This window comes from Citrobacter sp. Cf132 (genome assembly GCF_030333885.1).
Lineage (GTDB): Bacteria > Pseudomonadota > Gammaproteobacteria > Enterobacterales > Enterobacteriaceae > Citrobacter > Citrobacter freundii.
This window is the reverse complement of record NZ_JAOWFA010000037.1, coordinates 20711-44645: the sequence shown is the minus strand read 5'-3', so window position 1 is coordinate 44645 and position 23935 is coordinate 20711. Positions and strand designations below refer to the sequence as shown.

At 54.0% G+C, this 23935-nt stretch carries 21 protein-coding genes; 5 read left to right on the top strand and 16 right to left on the bottom strand.

Features of this window, described 5'->3' with window-relative positions; translation table 11 throughout:
- Positions 1-6: 6 nt before the first annotated feature.
- A complete protein-coding gene (hcaD, locus tag OGV85_RS03485) occupies positions 7-1209 on the top strand; it encodes a phenylpropionate dioxygenase ferredoxin reductase subunit (protein ID WP_061547740.1) in 1203 nt (400 codons plus the stop codon).
- 92 nt (positions 1210-1301) lie between these two features.
- Here hcaD and glyA read toward each other — a convergent pair whose 3' ends face one another.
- Positions 1302-2555 (bottom strand): serine hydroxymethyltransferase, encoded by a 1254-nt coding sequence (gene glyA, locus OGV85_RS03480; protein WP_003037627.1) that lies wholly within the window; start codon positions 2553-2555, stop codon positions 1302-1304.
- A 325-nt stretch (positions 2556-2880) separates the two neighbouring features.
- Here glyA and hmpA point away from each other — a divergent pair, with 325 nt between their 5' ends.
- The gene (gene hmpA, locus OGV85_RS03475) at positions 2881-4071 is read left to right on the top strand and encodes an NO-inducible flavohemoprotein (protein WP_049002473.1); all 1191 of its coding nucleotides are present in this window, start codon (positions 2881-2883) and stop codon (positions 4069-4071) included.
- Positions 4072-4172: 101 nt separating this feature from the next.
- Here the strand turns inward: hmpA and glnB are convergent, their stop codons facing one another.
- The 5 genes from glnB to purL all read right to left on the bottom strand — a co-directional run bounded on the left by glnB (position 4173) and on the right by purL (position 12626).
- Positions 4173-4511, bottom strand: coding sequence for a nitrogen regulatory protein P-II (gene glnB / locus OGV85_RS03470; protein WP_002914032.1), 339 nt, complete (start codon positions 4509-4511; stop codon positions 4173-4175).
- A 60-nt stretch (positions 4512-4571) separates the two neighbouring features.
- Positions 4572-5906 (bottom strand): two-component system response regulator GlrR, encoded by a 1335-nt coding sequence (glrR, locus tag OGV85_RS03465; RefSeq protein WP_304411975.1) that lies wholly within the window; start codon positions 5904-5906, stop codon positions 4572-4574.
- Entirely contained in the window at positions 5906-6649 is a 744-nt protein-coding gene (gene qseG / locus OGV85_RS03460; protein WP_003037617.1) for a two-component system QseEF-associated lipoprotein QseG, read from the bottom strand. Before qseG ends, glrR begins: the two co-directional genes overlap by 1 nt.
- A 22-nt stretch (positions 6650-6671) precedes the next feature.
- The gene (qseE, locus tag OGV85_RS03455; protein WP_003037614.1) at positions 6672-8102 is read right to left on the bottom strand and encodes a two component system sensor histidine kinase QseE/GlrK; all 1431 of its coding nucleotides are present in this window, start codon (positions 8100-8102) and stop codon (positions 6672-6674) included.
- Positions 8103-8738: 636 nt separating this feature from the next.
- Positions 8739-12626 carry a phosphoribosylformylglycinamidine synthase gene (gene purL / locus OGV85_RS03450; RefSeq protein ID WP_061547741.1) on the bottom strand — a complete coding sequence of 1296 codons (3888 nt, stop codon included), beginning with the start codon at positions 12624-12626 and terminating at the stop codon, positions 8739-8741.
- A 256-nt stretch (positions 12627-12882) separates the two neighbouring features.
- On the opposite strand from purL, the gene mltF reads away from it, so the two are divergent.
- Positions 12883-14433, top strand: coding sequence for a membrane-bound lytic murein transglycosylase MltF (gene mltF / locus OGV85_RS03445; RefSeq protein ID WP_003037607.1), 1551 nt, complete (start codon positions 12883-12885; stop codon positions 14431-14433).
- Between the two features lie 12 nt (positions 14434-14445).
- Here the strand turns inward: mltF and tadA are convergent, their stop codons facing one another.
- The 4 genes from tadA to murQ are packed head-to-tail and all read right to left on the bottom strand — an operon-like array spanning position 14446 to position 17906.
- Positions 14446-14982: a tRNA adenosine(34) deaminase TadA gene (tadA, locus tag OGV85_RS03440; RefSeq protein WP_071524296.1), complete on the bottom strand. Its 537-nt coding sequence runs from the start codon at positions 14980-14982 to the stop codon at positions 14446-14448.
- 17 nt (positions 14983-14999) lie between these two features.
- Positions 15000-15635: a phosphatidylglycerophosphatase C gene (yfhb, locus tag OGV85_RS03435; RefSeq protein WP_003037603.1), complete on the bottom strand. Its 636-nt coding sequence runs from the start codon at positions 15633-15635 to the stop codon at positions 15000-15002.
- 3 nt (positions 15636-15638) lie between these two features.
- Positions 15639-17003: a PTS transporter subunit EIIC gene (locus OGV85_RS03430; protein ID WP_061547742.1), complete on the bottom strand. Its 1365-nt coding sequence runs from the start codon at positions 17001-17003 to the stop codon at positions 15639-15641.
- Between the two features lie 9 nt (positions 17004-17012).
- Positions 17013-17906 (bottom strand): N-acetylmuramic acid 6-phosphate etherase, encoded by an 894-nt coding sequence (murQ, locus tag OGV85_RS03425; RefSeq protein WP_003037596.1) that lies wholly within the window; start codon positions 17904-17906, stop codon positions 17013-17015.
- A gap of 117 nt (positions 17907-18023) precedes the next feature.
- Between murQ and OGV85_RS03420 the strand changes: the two genes are divergently transcribed.
- Positions 18024-18872: a MurR/RpiR family transcriptional regulator gene (locus OGV85_RS03420; protein ID WP_003037593.1), complete on the top strand. Its 849-nt coding sequence runs from the start codon at positions 18024-18026 to the stop codon at positions 18870-18872.
- Positions 18873-18927: 55 nt separating this feature from the next.
- A complete protein-coding gene (locus OGV85_RS03415; protein ID WP_003037590.1) occupies positions 18928-19188 on the top strand; it encodes a YfhL family 4Fe-4S dicluster ferredoxin in 261 nt (86 codons plus the stop codon).
- A gap of 29 nt (positions 19189-19217) precedes the next feature.
- On the opposite strand, the gene acpS is transcribed toward OGV85_RS03415, so the two are convergent.
- From acpS to lepB, 6 genes are all read right to left on the bottom strand, one after another.
- A complete protein-coding gene (acpS, locus tag OGV85_RS03410) occupies positions 19218-19598 on the bottom strand; it encodes a holo-ACP synthase (RefSeq protein ID WP_003037588.1) in 381 nt (126 codons plus the stop codon).
- Positions 19598-20329: a pyridoxine 5'-phosphate synthase gene (pdxJ, locus tag OGV85_RS03405; RefSeq protein ID WP_016150781.1), complete on the bottom strand. Its 732-nt coding sequence runs from the start codon at positions 20327-20329 to the stop codon at positions 19598-19600. Before pdxJ ends, acpS begins: the two co-directional genes overlap by 1 nt.
- A gap of 11 nt (positions 20330-20340) precedes the next feature.
- Complete coding sequence (recO, locus tag OGV85_RS03400; RefSeq protein WP_003037583.1) at positions 20341-21069, bottom strand: DNA repair protein RecO; 729 nt, start codon at positions 21067-21069, stop codon at positions 20341-20343.
- A 27-nt stretch (positions 21070-21096) separates the two neighbouring features.
- On the bottom strand, positions 21097-22002 hold the full coding sequence (gene era / locus OGV85_RS03395; RefSeq protein ID WP_003037581.1) for a GTPase Era: 906 nt from the start codon (positions 22000-22002) through the stop codon (positions 21097-21099).
- Positions 21999-22679, bottom strand: coding sequence for a ribonuclease III (rnc, locus tag OGV85_RS03390; protein WP_003037579.1), 681 nt, complete (start codon positions 22677-22679; stop codon positions 21999-22001). Before rnc ends, era begins: the two co-directional genes overlap by 4 nt.
- A 269-nt stretch (positions 22680-22948) precedes the next feature.
- Complete coding sequence (gene lepB / locus OGV85_RS03385; RefSeq protein ID WP_003037578.1) at positions 22949-23923, bottom strand: signal peptidase I; 975 nt, start codon at positions 23921-23923, stop codon at positions 22949-22951.
- Positions 23924-23935: the final 12 nt, after the last annotated feature.

The following is a 23935-nucleotide window of genomic DNA, read 5'->3' as shown; positions in this document are numbered from 1 at the left end:
GGCGTTATGAACCAAAAAACTATCGCTATCGTCGGCGGCGGCCAGGCTGCTGCTATGGCTGCTGCCGCACTGCGCCAGCAGGGATTTGACGGCGAATTACACCTGTTTTCCGATGAGCAGCATCAGCCCTATGAACGTCCACCGCTCTCCAAAGCGATGCTGCTGGACGACAATCCGCAACTTCAGCCGATACTCCCCGCTGACTGGTGGCGGGAACACAACGTACAGCTGCATCTGGGTGTTACTGTACAGACGCTCGGCCGCCAAACGCATCAGTTGGTGCTGGCTGATGGGCAGAGTTATCCATGGGATCGGTTACTGATTGCGACGGGCGCTGCGGCACGCCCCCTTCCGCTGTTGGATAAGCTGGGCGATCGATGCTTTACTCTGCGTCATGCCGCTGATGCCGAGCGCCTGCGCGACACTTTGTTGCCGGGTAAGTCGATTGTCATTGTCGGTGCGGGCACCATTGGTCTGGAACTGGCGGCCAGCGCGACTCAACGAGGCTGTCAGGTGACAGTGGTGGAGCTGGCACCAACGGTCATGGGCCGTAACGCGCCTGCTCCGGTGCGCGACTACCTGCTTGCCCGCCACCAGCAGGCGGGCGTGCGGGTGTTACTCAACAGCGCCATTGAACACGCCGAAGCGGGAGAGTTTCTCTCGCTGACGCTGCAAAACGGCGAGACGCTACTGGCCGATGCAATGGTTTACGGCATCGGTATCGTGGCCAATGATGCGCTGGCCCGCGAAGCGGGGCTGGAGACGGCGAACGGCATTATCGTTGATAGCGCCTGCACCACCTCCGATCCGGACATTTTCGCCGCCGGTGACGTAGCGCTCACTCGCCAACCGGACGGTTCACTGCGCCGGGTAGAAAGCTGGGAAAATGCCAATTTTCAGGCACAGATTGCCGCCGCCGCAATGCTAAATCTGCCGTTGCCGGAGAAGACACCTGGCTGGTTCTGGACCGACCAATTTAATGACAACCTACAATTTGTTGGCGAAATGCAGGGAGAAAGCTGGTTCATACGCGGCAATTCAGATGCGCATAAAGCAATATGGTTTAACCTGCAGGATGGCGTGATTGTCGGCGCAGTAACGTTGAATCAGGGCCGAGAAATACGTTTATTGAGAAAATGGATTCAGGCAAAGAAAAAGCCACCAATGGCGGCTTTAGTCGATGAAACAATCTTGCTTAAGTCAATATAACTGCCGGATGGCACTTCGTTTACCCGGCCTACATGTGAGTTACCTGTAGGCCGGATAAGGTGTTTACACCGCCATCCAGCAATCAGTATGGCTTACGCGTAAACCGGGAAGCGTGCGCAGATATCCAGAACTTTACCTTTGACGCGCTCGATTACGGCTTCGTCATTGATGTTGTCCAGCACATCACACATCCAGCCAGCCAGCTCTTTCGCTTCCGCTTCTTTGAAGCCACGGCGAGTGATTGCCGGAGAACCGATACGGATACCGGAAGTCACAAACGGGCTCTTCGGATCGTTCGGTACGCTGTTTTTGTTAACGGTGATGTTAGCGCGGCCCAGCGCGGCATCAGCTTCTTTACCGGTCAGGTTTTTATCAACCAGATCCAGCAGGAACAGGTGGTTTTCAGTACCGCCAGAAACCACTTTGTAGCCACGGTTCAGGAACACTTCCACCATCGCTTTAGCGTTTTTAGCAACCTGCTGCTGGTAAACCTTGAACTCAGGCTCCATCGCTTCTTTCAGCGCCACGGCTTTCGCTGCGATCACGTGCATCAGCGGGCCGCCCTGCGCGCTTGGGAACACAGCAGAGTTCAGTTTTTTGTACAGCTCTTCGTCACCGCCTTTCGCCAGGATCAGGCCACCGCGTGGACCCGCCAGGGTTTTGTGGGTGGTGGTGGTCACAACGTGTGCATGTGGAACCGGGTTCGGATAAACGCCTGCGGCAATCAGCCCCGCAACGTGCGCCATATCGACGAACAGGTATGCACCGATGCTGTCAGCGATTTCACGCATTTTTGCCCAGTCAACAACGCCGGAGTAAGCAGAGAAGCCACCGATGATCATCTTCGGTTTGTGCTCTTTGGCCTGCTTCGCCATGTCTTCGTAGTCAATTTTGCCGGACTCATCAATACCGTAAGGGATGATGTTGTACAGTTTGCCGGAGAAGTTAACCGGGGAGCCGTGAGTCAGGTGGCCGCCTTGTGCCAGGTTCATACCCAGAACGGTATCACCCGGTTGCAGCAGAGCGGTGTAAACAGCGAAGTTAGCCTGAGAACCAGAGTGCGGCTGTACGTTAGCGTAGTCAGCGCCAAACAGCTCTTTTGCACGATCGATAGCCAGTTGCTCAACGATATCAACGTACTCGCAACCGCCATAGTAGCGTTTGCCCGGATAACCTTCAGCATATTTGTTGGTCAGCTGAGAACCCTGCGCCTGCATAACACGCGGGCTGGTGTAGTTTTCGGAGGCGATCAGTTCGATGTGCTCTTCCTGACGTACTTTTTCCTGCTCCATAGCCTGCCACAGTTCGGCATCATAATCGGCAATGTTCATTTCACGCTTTAACATCCGCATCTCCTGACTCAGCTAACAATAGAATTTCGGCCTAAAAAGGCAGTCCCTAGGACTTCGGCCAACAGTATAACCGAATCATTCTTCGATAACAGGTCTTGACAAAGGATTTTACGCAAACGATTACCTTCACGGCACGCAAGGCTTTGGAGAACAAAGGTCTGCTGAATTTCAACGGATTTCTTTTCAGGTTTGTGATGCAGATTTTTCACGATGTAACCTTTACAACGCAAAGTTACAAAGAACCATTTACAATGCAGGGGTATTTTTTATAAGATGTATTTGACATACATCATTAAAGTCTCAGATAAAGGAAGACCGTATGCTTGACGCACAAACCATCGCTACAGTGAAAGCCACCATTCCCCTGCTGGTTGAAACAGGTCCGAAGCTGACCGCACATTTCTATGATCGCATGTTTACGCATAACCCAGAGCTGAAAGAAATTTTCAACATGAGTAACCAGCGTAATGGCGATCAGCGCGAGGCGCTGTTTAACGCGATTGCCGCGTATGCCAGCAATATCGAAAACCTGGCGGCGCTGTTGCCAGCGGTTGAGAAAATCGCGCAAAAGCATACCAGTTTCCAGATTAAACCAGAGCAGTACAACATCGTGGGTGGTCATTTGCTGGCAACGCTGGACGAAATGTTCAGCCCAGGCCAGGAAGTTCTGGATGCGTGGGGTAAAGCGTATGGCGTACTGGCGAACGTTTTCATCAACCGTGAAGCGCAAATCTATAGCGAAAATGCCAATAAAAATGGCGGCTGGGAAGGTACCCGTCCTTTCCGCATCGTGGCAAAAACCCCACGCAGTGCACTGATCACCAGCTTTGAGTTTGAACCTGTCGATGGTGGCGCAGTAGCTGAATATCATCCGGGACAATACCTGGGCGTCTGGCTGAAGCCGGAAGGTTTCCCGCATCAGGAAATTCGTCAGTACTCACTGACCCGTAAACCTGATGGCAAAGGCTATCGTATTGCCGTTAAGCGTGAAGACGGTGGTCAGGTTTCCACCTGGCTGCACAACTATGCGAATGTTGGCGACGTTGTTCACCTGGCCGCACCTGCGGGCGATTTCTTTATGGACGTCGCGACCGACACCCCGGTATCTCTGATCTCCGCAGGAGTGGGACAAACCCCAATGCTGGCGATGCTGGACACGTTGGCGAAAGCGAAGCATACGGCGCAGGTTAACTGGTTCCACGCGGCAGAAAATGGCGATGTACATGCCTTCGCTGATGAAGTAAATGAACTCGGCAAAACGCTGCCACGCTTTAGTGCGCACACCTGGTATCGTGAGCCAACCGAAGCCGATCGCGCGAAAGGTGCGTTTGATAGCGTAGGTCTGATGGATTTGAACAAGCTGGAAAGCGCAATCAGCGATCCGGCGATGCAGTTTTATCTGTGCGGTCCGGTTGGTTTCATGCAGTTCGCCGCGAAGCAGCTGGTCGGCCTGGGCGTGAAAAACGAGAACATTCATTACGAATGCTTCGGTCCGCATAAAGTCTTGTAATGTATTACGCGAGTAGGCCGGATAAGGCGTTTACGCCGCCATCCGGCAATCACTCGGCCTGATGCGCTACGCTTGTCAGGCCGACAAATTAACGGCGCGGCTTAGATTGCCGCGTCGTCTTCTTCACCGGTACGAATACGAATAACGCGAGCCACGTCGAAGACAAAAATCTTACCGTCGCCGATCTTGCCGGTCTGGGCAGTACGGATAATGGTGTCGACGCAGGTATCGACGATGTCGTCGGTAACCACAATTTCAATTTTTACCTTCGGCAGAAAATCCACCATATATTCCGCGCCACGGTACAGCTCGGTATGGCCTTTCTGACGGCCAAAGCCTTTCACTTCCGTTACCGTCATCCCGGTGATACCGACTTCTGCCAGCGCTTCGCGGACGTCGTCCAGCTTGAAGGGTTTAATAATCGCATCAATCTTTTTCATGCTATTCCTTGAAAAGGTCGCCTGTCTTTTGATCGAATAAAGCTAACATAATCCGCAGATTTATTCTTTGAAATCGTTTGCATCCAGCTCGTGTCGAGAAAGCAACTTATAGAATTCGGTGCGGTTGCGCCCCGCCATTCTTGCCGCGTGAGTCACATTGCCCTTGGTGATTTGCAGCAGCTTACGCAGATAGTTGAGCTCAAACTGGTTACGCGCCTCAACAAATGTCGGCAGCGCGGTGTTTTCCCCTTCCAGCGCCTGCTCCACCAGCGCGTCGCTGATCACTGGCGAAGAGGTCAACGCCACGCACTGCTCAATTACGTTGACCAGTTGACGCACGTTGCCCGGCCAGCTGGCGGTCATTAACCGCTTCATGGCATCGGTTGAAAAGGCGCGTACGAACGGTTTGTGCCGTTCAGCAGACTGGCGTAGCAGATGGTTCGCCAGCAGCGGAATATCTTCCGTACGCTCGGCCAGCGCAGGGATCTTCAGGCTCACCACGTTGAGGCGATAGTACAAATCCTCGCGAAATTCGCCCCGAGCCATCGCTTTGGGTAAATCGCGGTGGGTCGCAGAAACGATCCGCACATCAATGTCGATATCGCGGTTACTGCCCAACGGTCTGACTTTTCGTTCCTGCAATACGCGCAGCAGTTTCACCTGTAACGGTGCAGGCATATCGCCAATCTCATCGAGAAAAAGCGTGCCGCCTTCCGCGGCCTGAAACAACCCTTCACGATTACTCACCGCGCCGGTAAAAGCGCCGCGCGCATGACCAAACAGTTCAGACTCCAGCAGTTGTTCCGGCAACGCGCCACAGTTAATGGCAATAAAGGGCTTGTGGCTGCGCGGGCTGGCGTTGTGAATAGCCTGGGCGAAAACTTCTTTCCCGGTTCCGCTTTGGCCGTTGATCAAGACACTAACATCCGATTGCGCCACCATTCGCGCCTGTTCCAGCAGACGTAGCATCAGCGGGCTGCGGGTGACAATGGACTCACGCCAACTGTCATCAGTAGCAGGCGCAAACTGTTCCAGCGCCCCGTCAATCGCGTGATATAACGCATCCTTGTCGACTGGCTTAGTGAGAAAACTGAACACCCCTTGCTGGGTCGCCGCAACGGCGTCCGGGATGGAGCCGTGAGCGGTCAGGATAATCACTGGCATGCCCGGCTGCACTTTCTGGATTTCAGTAAACAGCTGCATGCCGTCCATTTCATCCATGCGCAGATCGCTGATAACCAGATCCACTTTTTCACGGTTCAGTACCCGTAACCCTTCCTGCCCACTTTCCGCGGTCACGACGCTGTAGCCTTCGCTGGTCAGTCGCATTCCAAGTAATTTCAACAGGCCCGGATCGTCATCCACCAACAGCAGATGCGCGGGCTTACGGCTTATCATGGCGTAACCTCATCGGCAGACGGCGCTGCGCCTTCTTCGTTATCAGGCATAGTGAGTTTATCGTTCCCGTGCGGCGCATCAGGATTGTAGTTACCGGCGGGTTTGCGCGTTGAAAGCTGGCGCTCAATATCGGTCAGATTCTCCAGCTTGCGGGTCGTGAGATCGAGCTGGGACTGCAAATGCTGTTGCTGTTGACGCAGCGTATCGAGATCGCTGTCTGACGACTGCTGGAGCTTACTGTAGCGCAGGCGCTCTTCGGCAAGCTGTAACTGCAACATTTGATTACGGAACCAGGCCTGATAAAGCGGTCGAACCTGACTCGGAATTTGTGGGCTTAACGCGTCGAGACGCGTAACTGCCTCTCGCCGTTCAGGCGGGGTAATGCGGGCGTTATCAAGCAGGATCCCGCGTTTGAAAGCGCCCTGCCAGGTATCCGTGAGCTGAGCACTGGCTTCACTGCGCGCCTGTACCGGCATCATGCGATCGGCACAGTCCATCGCCCGCAGCCAGTACAACGGGTTGGTTTCTGTGGACTGGCCAGACAGCGACCAGATATCCGTACAGTCGGTTGCAAGGTAGTCCGCCAGTTGATTAGGCGGAATTTTCTCCTGCGAAGGATCGCCGATAATATGATTCACCGCGTTCGGGACGCAACCAACCAGTGCCAGGCACGGCAGGCTTGCAAGGATGACGCGATGAAGAAAATGTCGTTTAAGCATTCGGGCAACAACGTATGGCATACTCACCAGACTTAGGTTTATTTTAGTGATTTTTCGCAGCAGCTAGCGGCAGTTCTATGCGAAAACAAACGTTTTGCGCATGGTCATCAACCAGATACAGTTTGCCCCGCATACGGCGAATGCAATCTCTGGCAATGCTTAGCCCCAACCCGCTTCCTTTTACCGCCCCTTTTCGCTGATGGCTACCCTGGAAAAAAGGCTCGAAGATCATGGTCTGTTCTGCTTCTGGGATCGGTGTGCCGGTATTCATTACATCGATGTATACCATTGATCCATGCAAACTGCTGCGGATCCAAATGTTACCGGATTCAGCGCCGTAGTGCACCGCATTGGAATAAAGATTGTCCAGCACGCTCATCAACAGCATCGGTTCTGCCAGGCAGGCGTTCACCGCAAGCGCAACATCAGTATGTATCATTTTGGCGCGAGCGGGCAGGCTATGCGCAGAAACAACGCTTTCCACCAGCGGCGCGATTTCCACACTTTCAAGCTCAGCCTCGTCATCCGCCAGCTTGCGGTTGTAATCGAGAAGCTGCTCAATCAGTTTTTGCAAGTTGCGGCTGCTGTCATCGAGGATGCCGACCACCTCTTTTTGCTCCGGTGTTAACGGGCCCACTACCTGATCGGCCAGCAATTCAGTACCTTCACGCATACTCGCCAGCGGTGTTTTCAGCTCATGAGAAAGATGGCGTAAAAACTGATGCCGCTGCGACTCAAGCCAGGAGAGGCGTTCGCTTAACCAAATAATACGCTGCCCCACGGATCGCAGCTCACGGGGCCCAGTTAATAATACGCTATCGCCCAGCGAGCGCCCTTCTCCCAGACGATTGATCATCCGTTCGATGCCCTTCACCGGACCGATAATCATACGGGTAAACAACAGCACCATCGCCAGGCTAAGGAGAAACAGCACCAGTGCCTGCCAGCCAAAAAACTGCCCGCGTTCGGCTATTTCCTGCTGTAACTGCTGGCCACGAGAAAAGACGACGGTACGCGTCGCTTGCACCATCTCGGTATTGGCATTAGCGAACGCTTCCAGCCGTGCAGCCGACACACTGTCAGGGCCGCTGTTTTTACACTGCAACTGCGCGAGATCGTTAAGATCCTGACGCAACGCCTGGTAGAGCTTGGTATCTGGCAACACCCCCGCATGCGCATCCAGCATATCACTGTAGCGTTTACGCTGACTTTGGTAGACCTTGGCCAACGTTGAGTCATCAAGCACACAGTATTGCCGATAGCTGCGCTCCATCTCCAGCGCAGCATTGGTCATCGCTTCACTGCGTCTGGCGTCAATCAGCGTGGTGCGGTTCGTCAGCGCAGCCTGCGCGCTCAGGGCATTCAGACTTTGCCATGCCTGCCAGGCCAAAACTAACAACGGCAACAGGATCAGCAAAAATGCCAACATCACCAATTGACGTAAAGATCGGGGGAAAACTGACCAGCGCTTCAAGGCGTTACTCTCAATGGACAGGAATAGGTTGATGCTAACTGAGGGGAACGCCAGATACAACAAAGCCGGGATTAACCCGGCTTTGTTGTGGAATAAGGCGGTGCCTAACTCGACGTTTCGCCCGGAGGTTGATATGAGCTTCGCTAATATCAGATGTTGGACGGCAGGCACCTTGTTGTGCGTCATTCGAAGTTTATGTAGCACGTCCCGAAGGGGCTGACATAAGAAGGTGAATGAGCCACTGGTTAATATTATGCAGCATCTGTGCCAATATTCAAAACACTTTGTTAACACAATGATAAATATAGAAAATATGATTATTTATATGAGAAATGATATTGTCTATTTTTCACCCACACCGTCGCCAATCAGCAACACCCGTAACACTTAAAAATAAATTCGTTTTAAATCAAATAATTAAATGTCTCTTTTTGGCGACAATGTAACCTTACCTATGTCGGCATTTCCCGACACTTTACTTTTAGGTGCAAGCGCTGAGTTTATTGCCGGATAGCGGCGTGAACGCCTTATCCGGCCTACAACCGCATTTCCCCGAAAGCCTGATAAGCGTAGCGTCATCAGGCGGCAGACAAAAAAAAGCCCCTCACGAAGAGGGGCTTGATGATCATAGACTAATTATCCAAGCTGTTTACGCGCGTTGCGGAAGATACGCATCCACGGGCTGTCCTCGCCCCAATTTTCCGGGTGCCAGGAGTTGCTCACGGTACGGAACACGCGTTCCGGGTGCGGCATCATAATGGTGACGCGACCATTTTCAGTGGTCACAGCAGTAATACCGTTCGGCGAACCGTTCGGGTTAGCCGGGTAAGCCTCGGTCACCTTACCGAAGTTATCGACGTAGCGCAGTGCCACCAGACCTTTGCTCTCAAGCTGAGCCAGATGCGCACCGTCACGCACTTCCACACGACCTTCACCGTGAGAAACGGCAATCGGCATCATCGACCCCACCATATCGGCAAGCAGTAAGGACGGGCTTTGCGTCACTTCGACCAGGCTGAAGCGGGCTTCAAAGCGGTCGGAGTGGTTACGCACAAAGCGCGGCCACAGGTCGCTTCCTGGGATTAGCTCACGCAGGTTAGACATCATCTGGCAACCGTTACACACTCCGAGCGCCAAGGTTTGCGGGCGATGGAAGAAGGTTTCGAACTCATCACGCACGCGGTTGTTGAACAAAATTGACTTCGCCCAACCTTCCCCTGCGCCGAGTACATCGCCGTAAGAGAAGCCGCCGCAGGCTACCAGCGCCTGGAAGTTACCCAGGCCGATGCGTCCCCCCAGCAGATCGCTCATGTGTACATCGATGGCGTCAAAGCCCGCACGGTGGAAAGCTGCCGCCATTTCGACGTGGGAGTTAACGCCCTGCTCGCGCAGCACGGCCACTTTCGGACGCGCACCGGTGGCGATATACGGCGCGGCAACATCGTCGTTAATATCGAACGTCAGTTTGACGTTGAGACCCGGATCGGTATCGTTGGTTTTAGCGTCGTGTTCCTGATCGGCGCATTCCGGGTTATCGCGCAGACGCTGCATCTGCCAGGTGGTTTCCGCCCACCACATACGCATCGTGGTGCGTCTTTCGCTGAACACCGCATGACCATCTGCTTCGACCACGAAGCGGTCGCCCTGCACGGCTTTCCCCAGATAGTGCACGCAATCGGCCAGGCCATGTTGAGCCAGCAACGCCTCAACCGCTTCACGATCACCTGCGCGAACCTGAATCACCGCGCCCAGCTCTTCGTTAAACAGCGCCGCCAGACGATCTTCACCCAGAGAGTGGATATCAGCTTCAATACCGCAGTGACCAGTGAAGGCCATTTCCGCCAGCGTCACCAGCAAGCCACCGTCGGAGCGATCGTGGTAGGCCAGCAGCTTACGCTGTGCGACCAGTGCCTGAATGGCGTCGTAGAAGCCTTTCAGTTGCTCTACGTTACGCACATCGGCAGGCTTATCCCCCAGTTGACGGTAAACCTGCGCCAGCGCCGTCGCACCAAGCGCGTTGTGACCCAGACCAAGGTCAATCAGCAACAGGGCGTTGTCTTCAGTAGAAAGCTGCGGGGTAATGGTGTGGCGCACATCTTCCACGCGGGCAAAGGCGGTGATCACCAGCGACAGCGGCGAGGTCATTTCACGCTGCTCGTTACCTTCCTGCCAGCGGGTTTTCATCGACATAGAGTCTTTGCCCACCGGAATGGTCAGGCCAAGCGCCGGACATAATTCTTCCCCAACGGCTTTTACCGCTTCGTACAGTCCGGCGTCTTCGCCAGGGTGACCCGCAGCCGCCATCCAGTTGGCCGACAGTTTAATGCGTTTGATATCGCCAATCTGCGTTGCCGCAATGTTGGTCAGCGCCTCACCGACAGCCAGACGCGCAGAGGCTGAGAAGTCGAGCAATGCGACTGGCGCGCGCTCGCCGAGAGACATCGCTTCGCCGTAGTAGCTATCGAGGCTTGCGGTAGTGACCGCGCAGTTGGCGACCGGGATCTGCCATGGACCAACCATCTGGTCACGCGCCACCATACCGGTAACGGTACGGTCACCGATAGTCACGAGGAACGTTTTTTCCGCGACAGTCGGCAGATGCAGCACGCGGTTAACCGCATCTGCAATCGAGATTTCACTACGATTCAGTGCATCGCCTTTGGCTTTCAGCGTCTGCACATCGCGGGTCATTTTCGGTGTTTTACCCAGCAGCACATCGAGTGGCATGTCGATCGGCTGGTTGTCGAAGTGGCTGTCGCTCAAGGTCAGATGCTGTTCTTCGGTTGCTTCACCGATGACCGCGTACGGCGCGCGCTCGCGCTTACACAGTTCGTCAAACAGCGGCAATTGATCGGCAGCAACCGCCAGCACGTAGCGCTCCTGGGACTCGTTACACCAGATTTCCAGCGGGCTCATACCCGGCTCATCGCTGAGGATATCGCGCAGCTGGAACTTACCACCGCGACCGCCATCGCTTACCAGCTCCGGCATGGCGTTAGACAGACCACCCGCGCCAACGTCATGGATAAACAGAATTGGGTTCGCATCACCCATCTGCCAGCAACGGTCGATAACTTCCTGGCAACGACGTTCCATTTCCGGGTTATCACGCTGTACAGAAGCGAAATCAAGATCGGCATCAGACTGACCGGAAGCCATAGAGGAGGCTGCCCCGCCGCCAAGGCCAATGTTCATCGCCGGGCCGCCGAGGACGATCAGCTTGGCGCCAACGACGATCTCGCCTTTCTGCACGTGATCGGCACGGATGTTACCGATCCCGCCTGCCAGCATGATCGGTTTATGGTAACCGCGCAGCTCTTCGCCGTTATGGCTGTTGACCTTTTCTTCATAGGTACGGAAGTAGCCGGTCAGCGCCGGGCGACCAAATTCGTTGTTAAACGCCGCGCCGCCCAGCGGGCCTTCGGTCATGATGTCGAGCGCGGTGACAATACGATCCGGCTTACCAAAGTCCTCTTCCCAAGGCTGTTCAAAGCCAGGAATACGCAGGTTGGAGACGGAGAAGCCTACCAGCCCGGCTTTCGGTTTTGCACCACGACCGGTTGCACCCTCATCGCGGATTTCTCCGCCGGAGCCGGTTGCCGCACCTGGCCACGGAGAGATAGCCGTCGGGTGGTTATGAGTTTCTACCTTCATCAGGATGTGGGCTGGTTCCTGATGGAAATCGTAGCGGCCGGTTTTGTGATCGGCAAAATAGCGGCCCACTTCAGAACCTTCCATTACCGCGGCGTTGTCTTTATAGGCAGACAGCACGTGGTCCGGCGTGGTTTCGAAGGTATTCTTGATCATCTTGAACAGCGACTTAGGCTGTTGTTTACCGTCGATAACCCAGTCGGCGTTAAAAATCTTGTGGCGGCAGTGCTCGGAGTTGGCCTGCGCAAACATGTACAGTTCAATGTCGTTCGGGTTGCGCCCCAGTTTGGTGAACGCATCCTGCAGATAGTCAATTTCGTCTTCCGCCAGCGCCAGACCCAGACGCAGGTTAGCGTCGATCAGCGCCTGACGTCCCTCACCCAGTAGATCAACGCTGGAGACCGGCGCCGGTTGGTGATGGACAAACAGTTTTTCGGCATCGTTCAGCGCAGAGAAAACCGTTTCCATCATGCGGTCGTGCAGTTCGTCGGCCACCATCTGCCATTGCTCAGCGGTCAGCGTAGAGGCTTCTACATACCAGGCAATGCCACGTTCCAGGCGGCTAATCTGATGCAGACCGCAGTTGTGGGCAATATCAGTCGCTTTAGAAGACCACGGGGAGATGGTGCCAGGGCGAGGCGTAACCAGCAGTAGTTTTCCTTCCGGGGCGTGGCTTTGCAGAGCAGGACCATATTTCAGCAGGCGTGCAAGCTGCGCGTGCTCATCTTCATTTAACGGTGCATTCAGATCGGCAAAATGGACGTACTCGGCGTAAATATTGTGGACCTGGAGGTTGGCAGCCTGAAAACGTGCCAGCAGTTTGTTAATACGGAATGCAGACAGTGCAGGTGAACCACGCAGAATTTCCATCATAAGTCTCTCGTCTTCTAAGCTTTCGGTGTGCCCAAGTGGGGAAACGGGCGTCATTATAAAGAATCTACCGCGCCGACGAAACCGTTTGCGTCGAAATAAAATCACGACCGTCACTTATCATCAAATGCGGTCAGATTTCTGAATAAGTTGCCAACTGACGCAAGTTTAAGCAAAATGCCGTTCATTAATGACGACTTCACTTCTTAATCAGCACCACAGCAGGCAGAGAAAACGTACGGTTCAGAGAATTAACTAATTGAAAAAATTAAAGATTAATTATCTGTTCATCGGCATATTGACGCTGTTGTTGGCAGCGGCCCTTTGGCCATCTATTCCCTGGTTCGGTAAAGCCGAAAATCGTATCGCCGCCATTCAGTCGCGGGGAGAGCTGCGCGTCAGTACCATCGACTCGCCGTTAACTTACGCGACCCTCAACGGCAAAAAATTCGGCCTGGATTATGAACTGGCCCAGGAATTTGCCGACTACTTAGGCGTGAAGTTAAAAGTTACCGTACGCCAGAACATCAGCCAGCTTTTTGACGACCTGGATAACGGCAATGCCGACCTGTTAGCCGCAGGCCTGGTCTATAACAGCGAGCGGGTGAAAAATTACCAGCCAGGCCCGACCTATTATTCGGTTTCACAACAGCTGGTGTACCGGGTTGGGCAATATCGCCCGCGCACGCTTGCCACCGTGAACGAAAGCCAACTGACTATCGCCCCGGGGCACGTGGTGGTTAACGACCTCCAGCAGCTAAAAGAGAAAAAATTTCCCGATCTGAGCTGGAAAGTTGATGACAAAAAGGGCACCACCGAATTGCTCGATGATGTAATCGCCGGAAAGCTGGATTACACCATTGCAGATTCTGTCGCCATCAGCTTATACCAACGCGTGCATCCTGAGCTTGCCGTGGCGCTGGACGTCTCTGACGAACAGCCGGTGACCTGGTTTAGTCGTCTGGACGATGACAACACGCTGTCTGCCGCCTTGTTGGATTTCTTTAACACCATGAATGAAGACGGTTCTCTGGCACGGCTGGAAGAGAAATATCTCGGGCATGGCGATGATTTTGACTATGTCGATACCCGCACCTTTTTGCGCGCCGTAGACAGCGTGTTGCCGGACCTTAAGCCGCTGTTTGAGAAGTATGCGCAGGAGATAGACTGGCGACTGCTGGCTGCTATCTCATATCAGGAATCACACTGGGACGCGCAGGCCACCTCTCCAACCGGCGTACGCGGGCTGATGATGTTGACCAAAAATACTGCTCAAAGTCTCGGGCTGACCGACCGTACCGATGCCGAACAGAGTATCAGCGGCGGCGCGCGATACTTGCAGGATATGATGAGTAAAGTACCGGATACCGTCCCCGAAGGAGAACGCATCTGGTTTGCCCTTGCAGCCTATAACATGGGTTATGCGCACATGCTTGATGCGCGGGCGCTAACGGTGAAAACCAAAGGCAATCCAAACAGTTGGTCCGACGTAAAACAGCGGCTACCGCTGCTCAGCCAAAAGCCGTATTACAACAAGCTGACCTATGGCTATGCGCGTGGCCACGAAGCTTACGCCTATGTGGAAAATATCCGTAAGTACCAGATTAGCCTGGTGGGGTATCTGCAGGAGAAAGAAAAACAGGCGCAGGAAACGCAGCAACTGGCTCAGGATTACCCGGCGGTGTCGCCGGCTGAGCTGTTGGGTAAAGATAAATTTCCGCTTTCAGCCTTTCTGACTCAGACGTCGTCAAACTACCTGTCGCACTCCCCTTCCCTGCTATTTTCGGCACAGAAGAAAGAAGGCCAGTAGTCTGATTGGTATTTACTGATTAGCGGATTTTTTCAGGGCCTTGATTTCCTGCCGACGCATGCGAAAGAAATCACTGAGCAACGTGGCACATTCATCCCGCAGTACCCCCTCTGTCACTTCAACCCGATGATTCATCCCTGGGTGATGCAGCACATCCATTAATGACCCGGCAGCGCCCGTTTTCGCATCGCGTGCACCAAAAACGACCCGACCGATACGGCTGTGCACCATCGCGCCTGCGCACATCACGCACGGCTCCAGAGTGACGTACAGCGTGGCATCTAACAGACGGTAGTTTTGCAGCACCAGGCCGCCCTGACGCAGCGCCATAATCTCAGCGTGGGCAGTCGGATCATGATGACCTATCGGGCGGTTCCAGCCTTCGCCAATCACTCGGTTGTTATGTACCAATACCGCACCCACCGGGACTTCACGCTCATCCCAGGCGCGCTTAGCCAGCGTTAAAGCATGACGCATCCAGTATTCGTGGCTAAATTCAACATCTGACAAAGGGGTTACTCCACCAATAAAAGCGGGCGCATTATACACAGACGCTATCGTTTACTCTATTCGAGTTGTTGCAGCTCTCCGCGCGGCGTGACGCGCCAGCGATGCTGGCAAAAAGAGAGTAACGGATTATCCTGCTTACTGTCGCTGTAGCCGCTGTAGAGAGACAACGGTGCGCCAATCTGCCGCTCCAGTTGCGTCACTTTCTCATGGCCCAGACAGCGCAGAGTCAGCACCCAGCCGCCGTATCCCCGCGCCATTTTGCTGGCGATCAGATTGACTCGCGGTAGCCACGGAGTATCAAAGTAAACCTGCTCGACCAACGACTGCGGAGAGCCGGTGATAAGCCAGATGTCAGCGTCAGAGCTTAACAGGTAGGTTGTCAGGCGCTGCTGAACGAGCGGAAACGCCGTCACGTTACTGCGAAACCAGCGCACAAAGTCGGCCTGATGCGCTTTCAGACGCGCCTCGCTGCGACCAAAAGTGCATCCCCATAACAGCAGGCTCATTGGCCAGCGGGCGGCGCGCCCTTGTATTAGCAATGCCAGCGCAATCACCGGTAGCAGAGGCAGCACCAGCAACGCGTTCAGCGGCTGACGACGTAGCAGATAACGTATAAAACTACCGAACATATCCTGCTGGTGTAACGTGCCATCCAAATCAAAAAAGACAACGCGGCGCTGGTGATTGGTCAAACCTTATTCCTCTGGATCAGTGAATCCCAATAGCCAGGTAAACAGGAACCCGGCGATAACTGCTACCAGATAGCCTAACAGATAGAACATCACTTTTCCGGCAACAATCGTCAGTGCCAGCGGTAATCCGGAGATGCCAAACGTGATGACCGTCGCCACCTTCCAGTAGCTAATCAGCGCTCCACCTACCGCGCCGCCAAGACATGCACCGATAAACGGCTTACCCAACGGCAGCGTTACGCCAAAAATCAGCGGCTCGCCTATACCCAGCAGTCCGACAGGCAGTGCACCTTTGATTACTTTTTTTAACCGCGCATTTCGGGTTTTCATCAGAACCGCGATCGCAGCACCTATTTGCCCAACGCCCGCCATCGCCAGGATCGGAAAGAGCGCGTTATAACCGTGTGCCTGAACCAGCTCAACATGGATGGGCACCAATCCCTGATGAAGTCCAGTGAGCACCAACGGCAGGAAGGTTCCTGCCAGCACGGCACCGACCAGAAAACCGCCGCGATCGATAGCCCAGGATGCGCCGTGAGCAATAGACTCAGAAATCCAGCCGCCAAGCGGTTGCAGCGCCACAATCGCGATTACGCCGGTAATGATGGTAGTCAGCAGCGGATTAAGGATAAGCTCCAGTGATTCTGGCAACAGCTCGCGGAATTTGCGTTCGATCCAACACATCAACGCCACCACCAGCAGTACCGCGATCACTCCGCCGCGCCCCGGCTGCAACGCTTCGCCAAACAGCGTGATTTGTGCCAGTTGCGGGCTGGAGAGAATCCCCGCCATCACCCCGCCCATCGCCAGGGAACCACCGAAAACTTTGGCGGTATTCACCCCGACCAGAATATTCATAATGGCAAACACGGCGCTGCCAAATATGCCCATCAACCCCAGCATATTCGGATAGTGGGTCGCAAAATCCCCCACGATGTCCGGGCGCTTAAGGATGTTAATAATGCCGGTAATCAAACCAGAGGCGATAAACGCCGGAATAAGAGGGATAAAGACGTTCGCCAGCTTGCGCAGCGCATCGCTCATCGGCGCTTTGTACTTCGCTTTGGCATCTGACTTTGTGCGCTCGATATCATTGGAACCAGCTCGCTCGCCGCCATCGGCAATCAGGGAACGCATGGCATCCACCACTTTGGCCGCTTTACCGGGGCCGACAATAATTTGGTGTTGCGCGCCCTGCTTCACGTAGCCGCTGACACCGGGCAGTTGCCTGAGACGAGGGATATCGAGCTGTCCATCATCCTGAACTTCAACCCTGACGCGGGTCATACAGTTTTCCAGGCGCAGAATATTTTTCTCTCCGCCAACGCCCAGTAGAATATCGCTGGCCAGCACCACCGTCTTATCCATATACACCTCTTAGTGTTCTAACGCCGCGCGTAAAAAACCCTGGTGAGCGGCAAGCTTTTCGCGGGCGGCAGCGGCGTCAAGGCCGGTGAGCGCCATTAAAATAGCTGGCTTAACGTCAAAATCAGTCTGCTTTAGCAGCGCTTGCGCCTGTTCACGCGCAATTCCCGTGGCTTCAACCACCATACGGCACGCCCGATCGACCAGTTTGACGTTGGTTGCCTGCATGTCCACCATCAGGTTCTGATAAACCTTACCGAACTTCACCATCGCTCCGGTGGAGATCATATTGAGCACCAGCTTCTGCGCGGTGCCGGATTTCAGTCGTGTTGACCCGGTCAGCGCCTCTGGCCCCACTACAGGAGAAATGGCAATATCCGCTTCATGCGCGATAGGGGAATCCGGATTGCAAGAAATAGCCACCGTCGTACAGCCCACCGAACGCGCATATTTCAGCCCACCAATTACATACGGCGTGCGACCAGATGCTGCCAGCCCCACCACCAGATCCTGCGCGGTAAGATTGAGCGCACACAGATCGTCTTCACCTAACTGTGGGTTATCTTCCGCACCCTCAACCGCCTTCAGCAGCGCGCCCGGCCCCCCGGCAATCAATCCAACCACCAGACCGTGTGGAACGCCGAAGGTCGGTGGGCATTCAGACGCATCCAGTACCCCGAGACGCCCGCTGGTCCCCGCTCCCATGTAAATAATGCGACCACCTGCTTTTAGTGCGTTAGCTGCCGCATCAACCGCACACGCAACTTGAGGCAGAGTTGCTTTTACTGCTTCGGCTACCAGCGTATCCTGTTGATTAAAACGATGAACCAACTCCAGCGTGGAGAGCGCATCCAGGTCCATGGTCTGTGGATTGCGGGTTTCTGAAACTAATGCACCGAGATTCATTTTTTGTTCCTTAGGAATTTTTAATTCATAATAATCTGCCATAATGGAATATTATATTCATCCAGGCGAATGAAATTTTGTTTTGTAATCGCCATCACGTTTTCGCCAGGAGACAGCATGAACTGTTTAATTCGCATTCGTCAGCGTTACCCAGACCTCGCGCAAAGCGATAAAAAATTGGCGGATTATCTCCTTTCCCAGCCGGATACTGCGCGTCATCTCAGTTCGCAGCAGTTGGCCGCGGAGGCGGGCGTCAGCCAGTCCAGCGTGGTGAAGTTCGCGCAAAAGATGGGTTTTAAAGGATTTCCTGCACTCAAACTGGCGATCAGCGAAGCGCTGGCCAGCAATCCCAACCCCCATTCCATTCCGGTACATAATCAGATTCGCGGTGACGATCCTATGCGTCTGGTGGGGGAAAAGTTGATTCAGGAGAACGTGGCGGCGATGCATGCGACGCTGGACGTCAACAGCGAAGAGAAACTGATGGAGAGCGTCACAATGTTGCGCTCAGCCCGGCGCATTATCGTGACCGGGATTGGCGCATCGGGTCTGGTGGCACAGAATTTTGCCTGGAAGTTGCTGAAGATTGGTTTTAACGCGGTGGTGGAACGCGATATGCACGCCCTGCTGGCGACGGTGCAAGCCCTTTCGCCCAACGATCTGCTGCTGGCCATTTCGTATACCGGAGAGCGCCGCGAGCTCAACCTGGCTGCAGATGAAACGTTGCGCACCGGCGCGAAAATCCTCGCCATCACTGGATTTACACCGAACGCCCTGCAGCAACGGGCAAGTCATTGTCTGTACACGATTGCCGAGGAGCAGGCCACGCGCAGCGCAGCGATTTCCTCCACTCATGCGCAAATGATGCTCACTGATTTACTGTTTATGGCGCTGGTGCAGCAGGATCTGGAGCATGCTCCGGAACGTATTCGCCACAGCGAAGCTCTGGTAAAAAAACTGGTTTGAACAAAGAATGCGCGTATAATGCCCGCCCGATTTGTGATGTTTTGAGAGTTTCCTGATGGCCCTGTTAATCACTAAAAAGTGTATCAATTGCGATATGTGCGAGCCCGAATGCCCGAATGAGGCGATTTCGATGGGTGATAGCATTTACGAGATTAACAGCGACAAGTGTACGGAATGCGTAGGCCATTACGACACGCCAACCTGCCAGAAGGTGTGCCCGATCCCCAATACTATTTTGAAAGATCCGGCACATGTCGAAACAGAAGAGCAGTTGTGGGATAAGTTTGTGCTGATGCACCACGCCGATAAACTTTAACCGCGTCGCCATCCGGCAACGTGCAGAATCTAACTCTCGATAATCACCGTGGCGCAGGCGTAGTGACGCTCATCGGCCAGCGTCACATGCATATGCGCGACGCCGAGTTTTTCCGCCAGTTTTAACGCCTCTCCCCATAATCGCAGACGCGGCTTACCGAGTTCGTCGTTAAAGACTTCAAACTGATTAAACGCCAGCCCATTGCGAATACCCGTGCCAAAGGCTTTTGCTGCCGCTTCTTTGACTGCAAAACGCTTCGCCAGAAAACGCACCGGCTGCTGATGCGTTTCCCAGATTGCCCATTCGTTGTCGCTGAGCACACGTCTTGCCAGGCGGTCGCCGGAACGGGAAATTACCGCTTCGATGCGGGCAATCTCCACGATATCCGTACCTAATCCCAAAATCGCCATTAGCCACGCGCTTCCAGCATCAGGCGCTTCATTTCGACTACGGCATCTTTCAGACCGCTCATCACCGCGCGCCCGATAATGGCATGGCCAATGTTCAGCTCGTGCATTTCCGGGATCCGTGCGATAGCTTTAACGTTGTGATACGTCAGACCGTGACCCGCATTCACCTTCAGGCCAAGGCTTGCAGCATAGGTCGCCGCTTTGGCGATACGCGCCAGTTCGCTGGCCTGCTCTGCGTCAGTTTTCGCATCGGCGTAACAGCCGGTGTGAATTTCAATAAACGGCGCGCCAACTTCCGCAGCGGCCTTAATCTGTTCTTCGTCGGCATCGATAAACAGCGAAACCAGAATGCCTGCGTCCGCCAGGCGTTTGCAGGCATCGCGCATCTTGTCACGCTGACCGGCGACGTCCAGACCACCTTCAGTGGTAACTTCCTGACGTTTTTCCGGCACCAGACAGCAAAAATGCGGCTTAGTCTCAACGGCAATCGCCAGCATCTCTTCGGTGACTGCCATTTCCAGATTCATGCGCGTATCCAGCGTCTGGCGCAAAATGCGCACGTCACGGTCGGTGATATGGCGACGGTCTTCACGCAGATGTACGGTAATACCGTCCGCGCCCGCCTGTTCAACGATAAATGCTGCCTGAACCGGGTCCGGATATGCGGTACCGCGTGCATTACGTAACGTGGCAATGTGGTCAATATTGACGCCTAACAGTAATTCAGCCATGACAATCCTCGTTAATCATTATTTGTTTTTACTGCGCGTTTTGGCATAAATTGCCGGAACAGTTCCCGGCTTTTTAACGGCTTACCACCAAGATACGGCTTTAACGCCATGCGGGTAAAGCGTTTCGCGGCGCGTAACGTATCGACATCAGGAAATTCACGCGACTCAAGTGCTTTGAGATGGCGTCCGGTAAAGGTGTTGTTATCAATAACGACGCTGGCAATAAACCCTTTTTCTTCCCGGTAACGATAGGTCATAGTGTCGTCTACCGGCTCGCCGCTGCCCGCACAGTGGGTAAAATCGACGCCATACCCCAGATGTCCAAGTAAGGCCAGCTCAAAGCGACGCAATGCAGGTTCTGGCGAACCCGTCGCGCCAGCCAGCGCCTGAATACAGTTCAGGTAATCGAAAAAGAGTTCAGAAAAGCGGGTTTCGTACTCGAGTACGCGCGAGACAAGCTCGTTGATATACAAGCCGCTGTACAGCGTGATACCGCTAAGAGGGAGTGCCAGAGAAACGGCTTCAGCACTACGTAGGGTTTTGACCTCTCCACGCCCACCAAAGCGAAGCAACAACGGGGTAAAAGGCTGGAGCGCGCCTTTGAGATTAGAACGTTTGGAACGTGCGCCTTTAGCCACCAGACGCACGCGACCCGACTCTTCCGTGAAGACGTCCAGCACGAGACTGGTTTCGCTCCAGGGGCGACTATGCAAGACAAAGGCTCGTTGCCATCCTTCCATATACTCGCCGTTTTTCAGAAGATGGGTTTAGACGTCGTCGCCGTAACCGAGGCTACGCAGCGCGCGTTCGTCATCGGCCCAGCCGGATTTCACCTTCACCCACAGTTCGAGGTGAACCGGCGCTTCGAACATCTCCTGCATGTCTTTACGCGCTTCGATGCCGATGGTTTTAATTTTGGCCCCTTTGTTGCCAATAACCATCTTCTTCTGCCCTTCACGTTCAACGAGGATCAGACCGTTAATATCGTAACCACCGCGCTCATTGGAGATAAATCGCTCAATTTCCACGGTAACGGAGTACGGCAATTCAGCACCCAGAAAACGCATCAGCTTTTCACGGATGATTTCTGAGGCCATAAAGCGCTGAGAACGATCGGTGATGTAATCTTCCGGGAAGTGATGAATAGCTTCCGGCAAATGCTTACGCACGATGCCCGCAACGGTATCGACATTCAAGCCGGTTTCGGCAGAAATCGGCACGATATCAAGGAAGTTCATCTGGCTTGCCAGGAACTGCAGGTGCGGCAGCAGATCGGCTTTTTCCTGAACGTTGTCTACTTTGTTCACAGCCAGAATAACCGGGGCTTTGCCATCACGCAGCTTGTTGAGCACCATTTCGTCGTCCGGCGTCCAGCGGGTGCCTTCCACAACGAAAATAACCAGTTCAACATCACCGATCGAGCTGCTCGCCGCTTTATTCATCAGGCGGTTGATCGCTCGTTTTTCTTCCATATGCAGGCCCGGGGTATCGACATAAATCGCCTGATACGCGCCTTCGGTATGGATGCCAACAATACGGTGACGTGTTGTCTGAGCCTTACGTGAGGTAATAGAAATCTTCTGCCCAAGCAGATTATTCAACAGGGTGGATTTGCCGACGTTCGGGCGACCGACGATGGCAATAAATCCGCAGTAAGTTTTCTCTTCGCTCATTCCAGCTCCAGTTTTTTTAACGCCTGTTCGGCGGCAGCCTGCTCAGCCTTACGACGGCTCGAACCCGTGCCAACCACCGGTTCACTCAGGCCGCTGACCTGGCAGTGGATAGTAAATTCTTGATCGTGTGCTTCACCACGGACCTGCACCACCAAATAAGACGGCAGAGGCAGGTGGCGACCCTGCAAATATTCCTGCAGGCGCGTTTTCGGATCTTTTTGTTTGTCGCCTGGGCTAATTTCATCCAGACGAGTTTGATACCAGTTCAGGATTAATTGCTCAACGGTTTGAATATCGCTGTCGAGGAAGACGCCGCCGATCAACGCTTCAACGGTATCGGCCAGGATCGATTCACGACGGAAGCCGCCGCTTTTCAGCTCACCAGGCCCCAAACGTAAACATTCACCGAGGTCAAACTCACGGGCTAATTCAGCCAGCGTATTGCCGCGAACCAGCGTTGCGCGCATGCGGCTCATGTCACCTTCGTCCACTCGAGGGAAACGGTGATACAGCGCATTAGCGATAACAAAGCTCAAAATAGAGTCGCCCAGAAATTCTAAACGCTCGTTATGTTTGCTGCTGGCGCTCCGGTGAGTTAATGCCTGCTGCAACAGCTCCTGATGATTAAAAGTGTAGCCCAGCTTCCGTTGAAGCCGATTAATTACGATGGGGTTCATGCGATACCAATAAATGAATGCGTCAACAATTCAGCACACGAAACAGACCTGATATACGCACTTTGCGGAGCCATCTGGCTTCGCCTGCATGCTTTTATATACAAACCAACGCTGTTTCGTGTGCCGTGGCAACCTGTCGGTGCCAACCTAAAACTTCGGGGGAATATTCTATACACAACGACAAGGGATGTCGTTAGTCTGCGGGAATTTATCCGAGAAATAATTCACGCTGCCGCCGTAATGACGACAACGTGAACGATTATCGGCGATTAGTGAATGCCACCAATACGGCTTAAACGCACACCGGTCGGCCATTCACCTTCTTGCTTATCGAAACTCATCCAGATAGCGGTCGCTTTACCCACCAGATTCGCTTCCGGCACAAATCCCCAGTAACGGCTGTCCGCACTGTTGTCACGGTTATCACCCATCATGAAGTAGTGCCCTGGCGGGACGATCCAGGTTGCCAGTTGCTGACCAGGCTGGCGGTAATACATTCCCACCTGATCCTGCGCGATTGGCACGGTCAGAATGCGGTGCGTGACCTCACCCAGCGTTTCTTTACGCTCAGAGAGACGAATACCGTTCTCTTTCGTTTCGTTCAGCGGAACTTCAAAGAAGCCACTGGTCGCTTCCCCACCGTTACGGCGCGCAAAGGTCTGTACGAAATCACTTGGCTGAACATCCGAATACGTTACCGGCAGCGCGTTTTCACACGCCTGACCGGAACGGCATCCTGGCTGAATAGTCACCTCTTTAGCCACTGGATCGTACGTTACTTTGTCTCCCGGTAAACCGACAGCACGTTTAATGTAGTCCAGGCGCGGATCTTCCGGGTATTTAAACACCACGATATCACCGCGTTTCGGATGGCCGGTTTCGATCAGCGTTTTCTGGTAAATCGGATCTTTAATCCCGTAGGCGAATTTCTCCACCAGGATAAAGTCACCGATAAGCAGCGTCGGCATCATCGAACCTGACGGGATCTGGAACGGCTCATAAATAAATGAACGTACCACCAGCACAATCGCCAGTACCGGGAAAACAGATGCCCCGGTTTCCAGCCAGCCCGGCTTAGGGGATACTTTTTTCAGCGTTGCTTTATCCAGTGAATCACCTGCAGCAGCTTGCGCTGCTGCCTGACGCTCCCGGCGTTTTGGTGCGAAGATGAATTTATCTACGCACCATAAAATGCCCGTCACCAGTGTGGCAATCACCAGAATCAGGGCAAACATGTTCGCCATGCCAACTCCTTA

What these genes read in the sequence shown, in the direction of transcription:
- hcaD (WP_061547740.1), top strand. Translation starts at nt 7, where the DNA reads ATGAACCAAAAAACTATCGCTATCGTCGGCGGCGGCCAGGCTGCTGCT.
- glyA (WP_003037627.1), bottom strand. Translation starts at nt 2,555, where the DNA reads ATGTTAAAGCGTGAAATGAACATTGCCGATTATGATGCCGAACTGTGG.
- hmpA (WP_049002473.1), top strand. Translation starts at nt 2,881, where the DNA reads ATGCTTGACGCACAAACCATCGCTACAGTGAAAGCCACCATTCCCCTG.
- glnB (WP_002914032.1), bottom strand. Translation starts at nt 4,511, where the DNA reads ATGAAAAAGATTGATGCGATTATTAAACCCTTCAAGCTGGACGACGTC.
- qseG (WP_003037617.1), bottom strand. Translation starts at nt 6,649, where the DNA reads ATGCCATACGTTGTTGCCCGAATGCTTAAACGACATTTTCTTCATCGC.
- purL (WP_061547741.1), bottom strand. Translation starts at nt 12,626, where the DNA reads ATGATGGAAATTCTGCGTGGTTCACCTGCACTGTCTGCATTCCGTATT.
- OGV85_RS03430 (WP_061547742.1), bottom strand. Translation starts at nt 17,003, where the DNA reads ATGGATAAGACGGTGGTGCTGGCCAGCGATATTCTACTGGGCGTTGGC.
- murQ (WP_003037596.1), bottom strand. Translation starts at nt 17,906, where the DNA reads ATGAATCTCGGTGCATTAGTTTCAGAAACCCGCAATCCACAGACCATG.
- OGV85_RS03420 (WP_003037593.1), top strand. Translation starts at nt 18,024, where the DNA reads ATGAACTGTTTAATTCGCATTCGTCAGCGTTACCCAGACCTCGCGCAA.
- OGV85_RS03415 (WP_003037590.1), top strand. Translation starts at nt 18,928, where the DNA reads ATGGCCCTGTTAATCACTAAAAAGTGTATCAATTGCGATATGTGCGAG.
- acpS (WP_003037588.1), bottom strand. Translation starts at nt 19,598, where the DNA reads ATGGCGATTTTGGGATTAGGTACGGATATCGTGGAGATTGCCCGCATC.
- pdxJ (WP_016150781.1), bottom strand. Translation starts at nt 20,329, where the DNA reads ATGGCTGAATTACTGTTAGGCGTCAATATTGACCACATTGCCACGTTA.
- recO (WP_003037583.1), bottom strand. Translation starts at nt 21,069, where the DNA reads ATGGAAGGATGGCAACGAGCCTTTGTCTTGCATAGTCGCCCCTGGAGC.
- era (WP_003037581.1), bottom strand. Translation starts at nt 22,002, where the DNA reads ATGAGCGAAGAGAAAACTTACTGCGGATTTATTGCCATCGTCGGTCGC.
- rnc (WP_003037579.1), bottom strand. Translation starts at nt 22,679, where the DNA reads ATGAACCCCATCGTAATTAATCGGCTTCAACGGAAGCTGGGCTACACT.
- lepB (WP_003037578.1), bottom strand. Translation starts at nt 23,923, where the DNA reads ATGGCGAACATGTTTGCCCTGATTCTGGTGATTGCCACACTGGTGACG.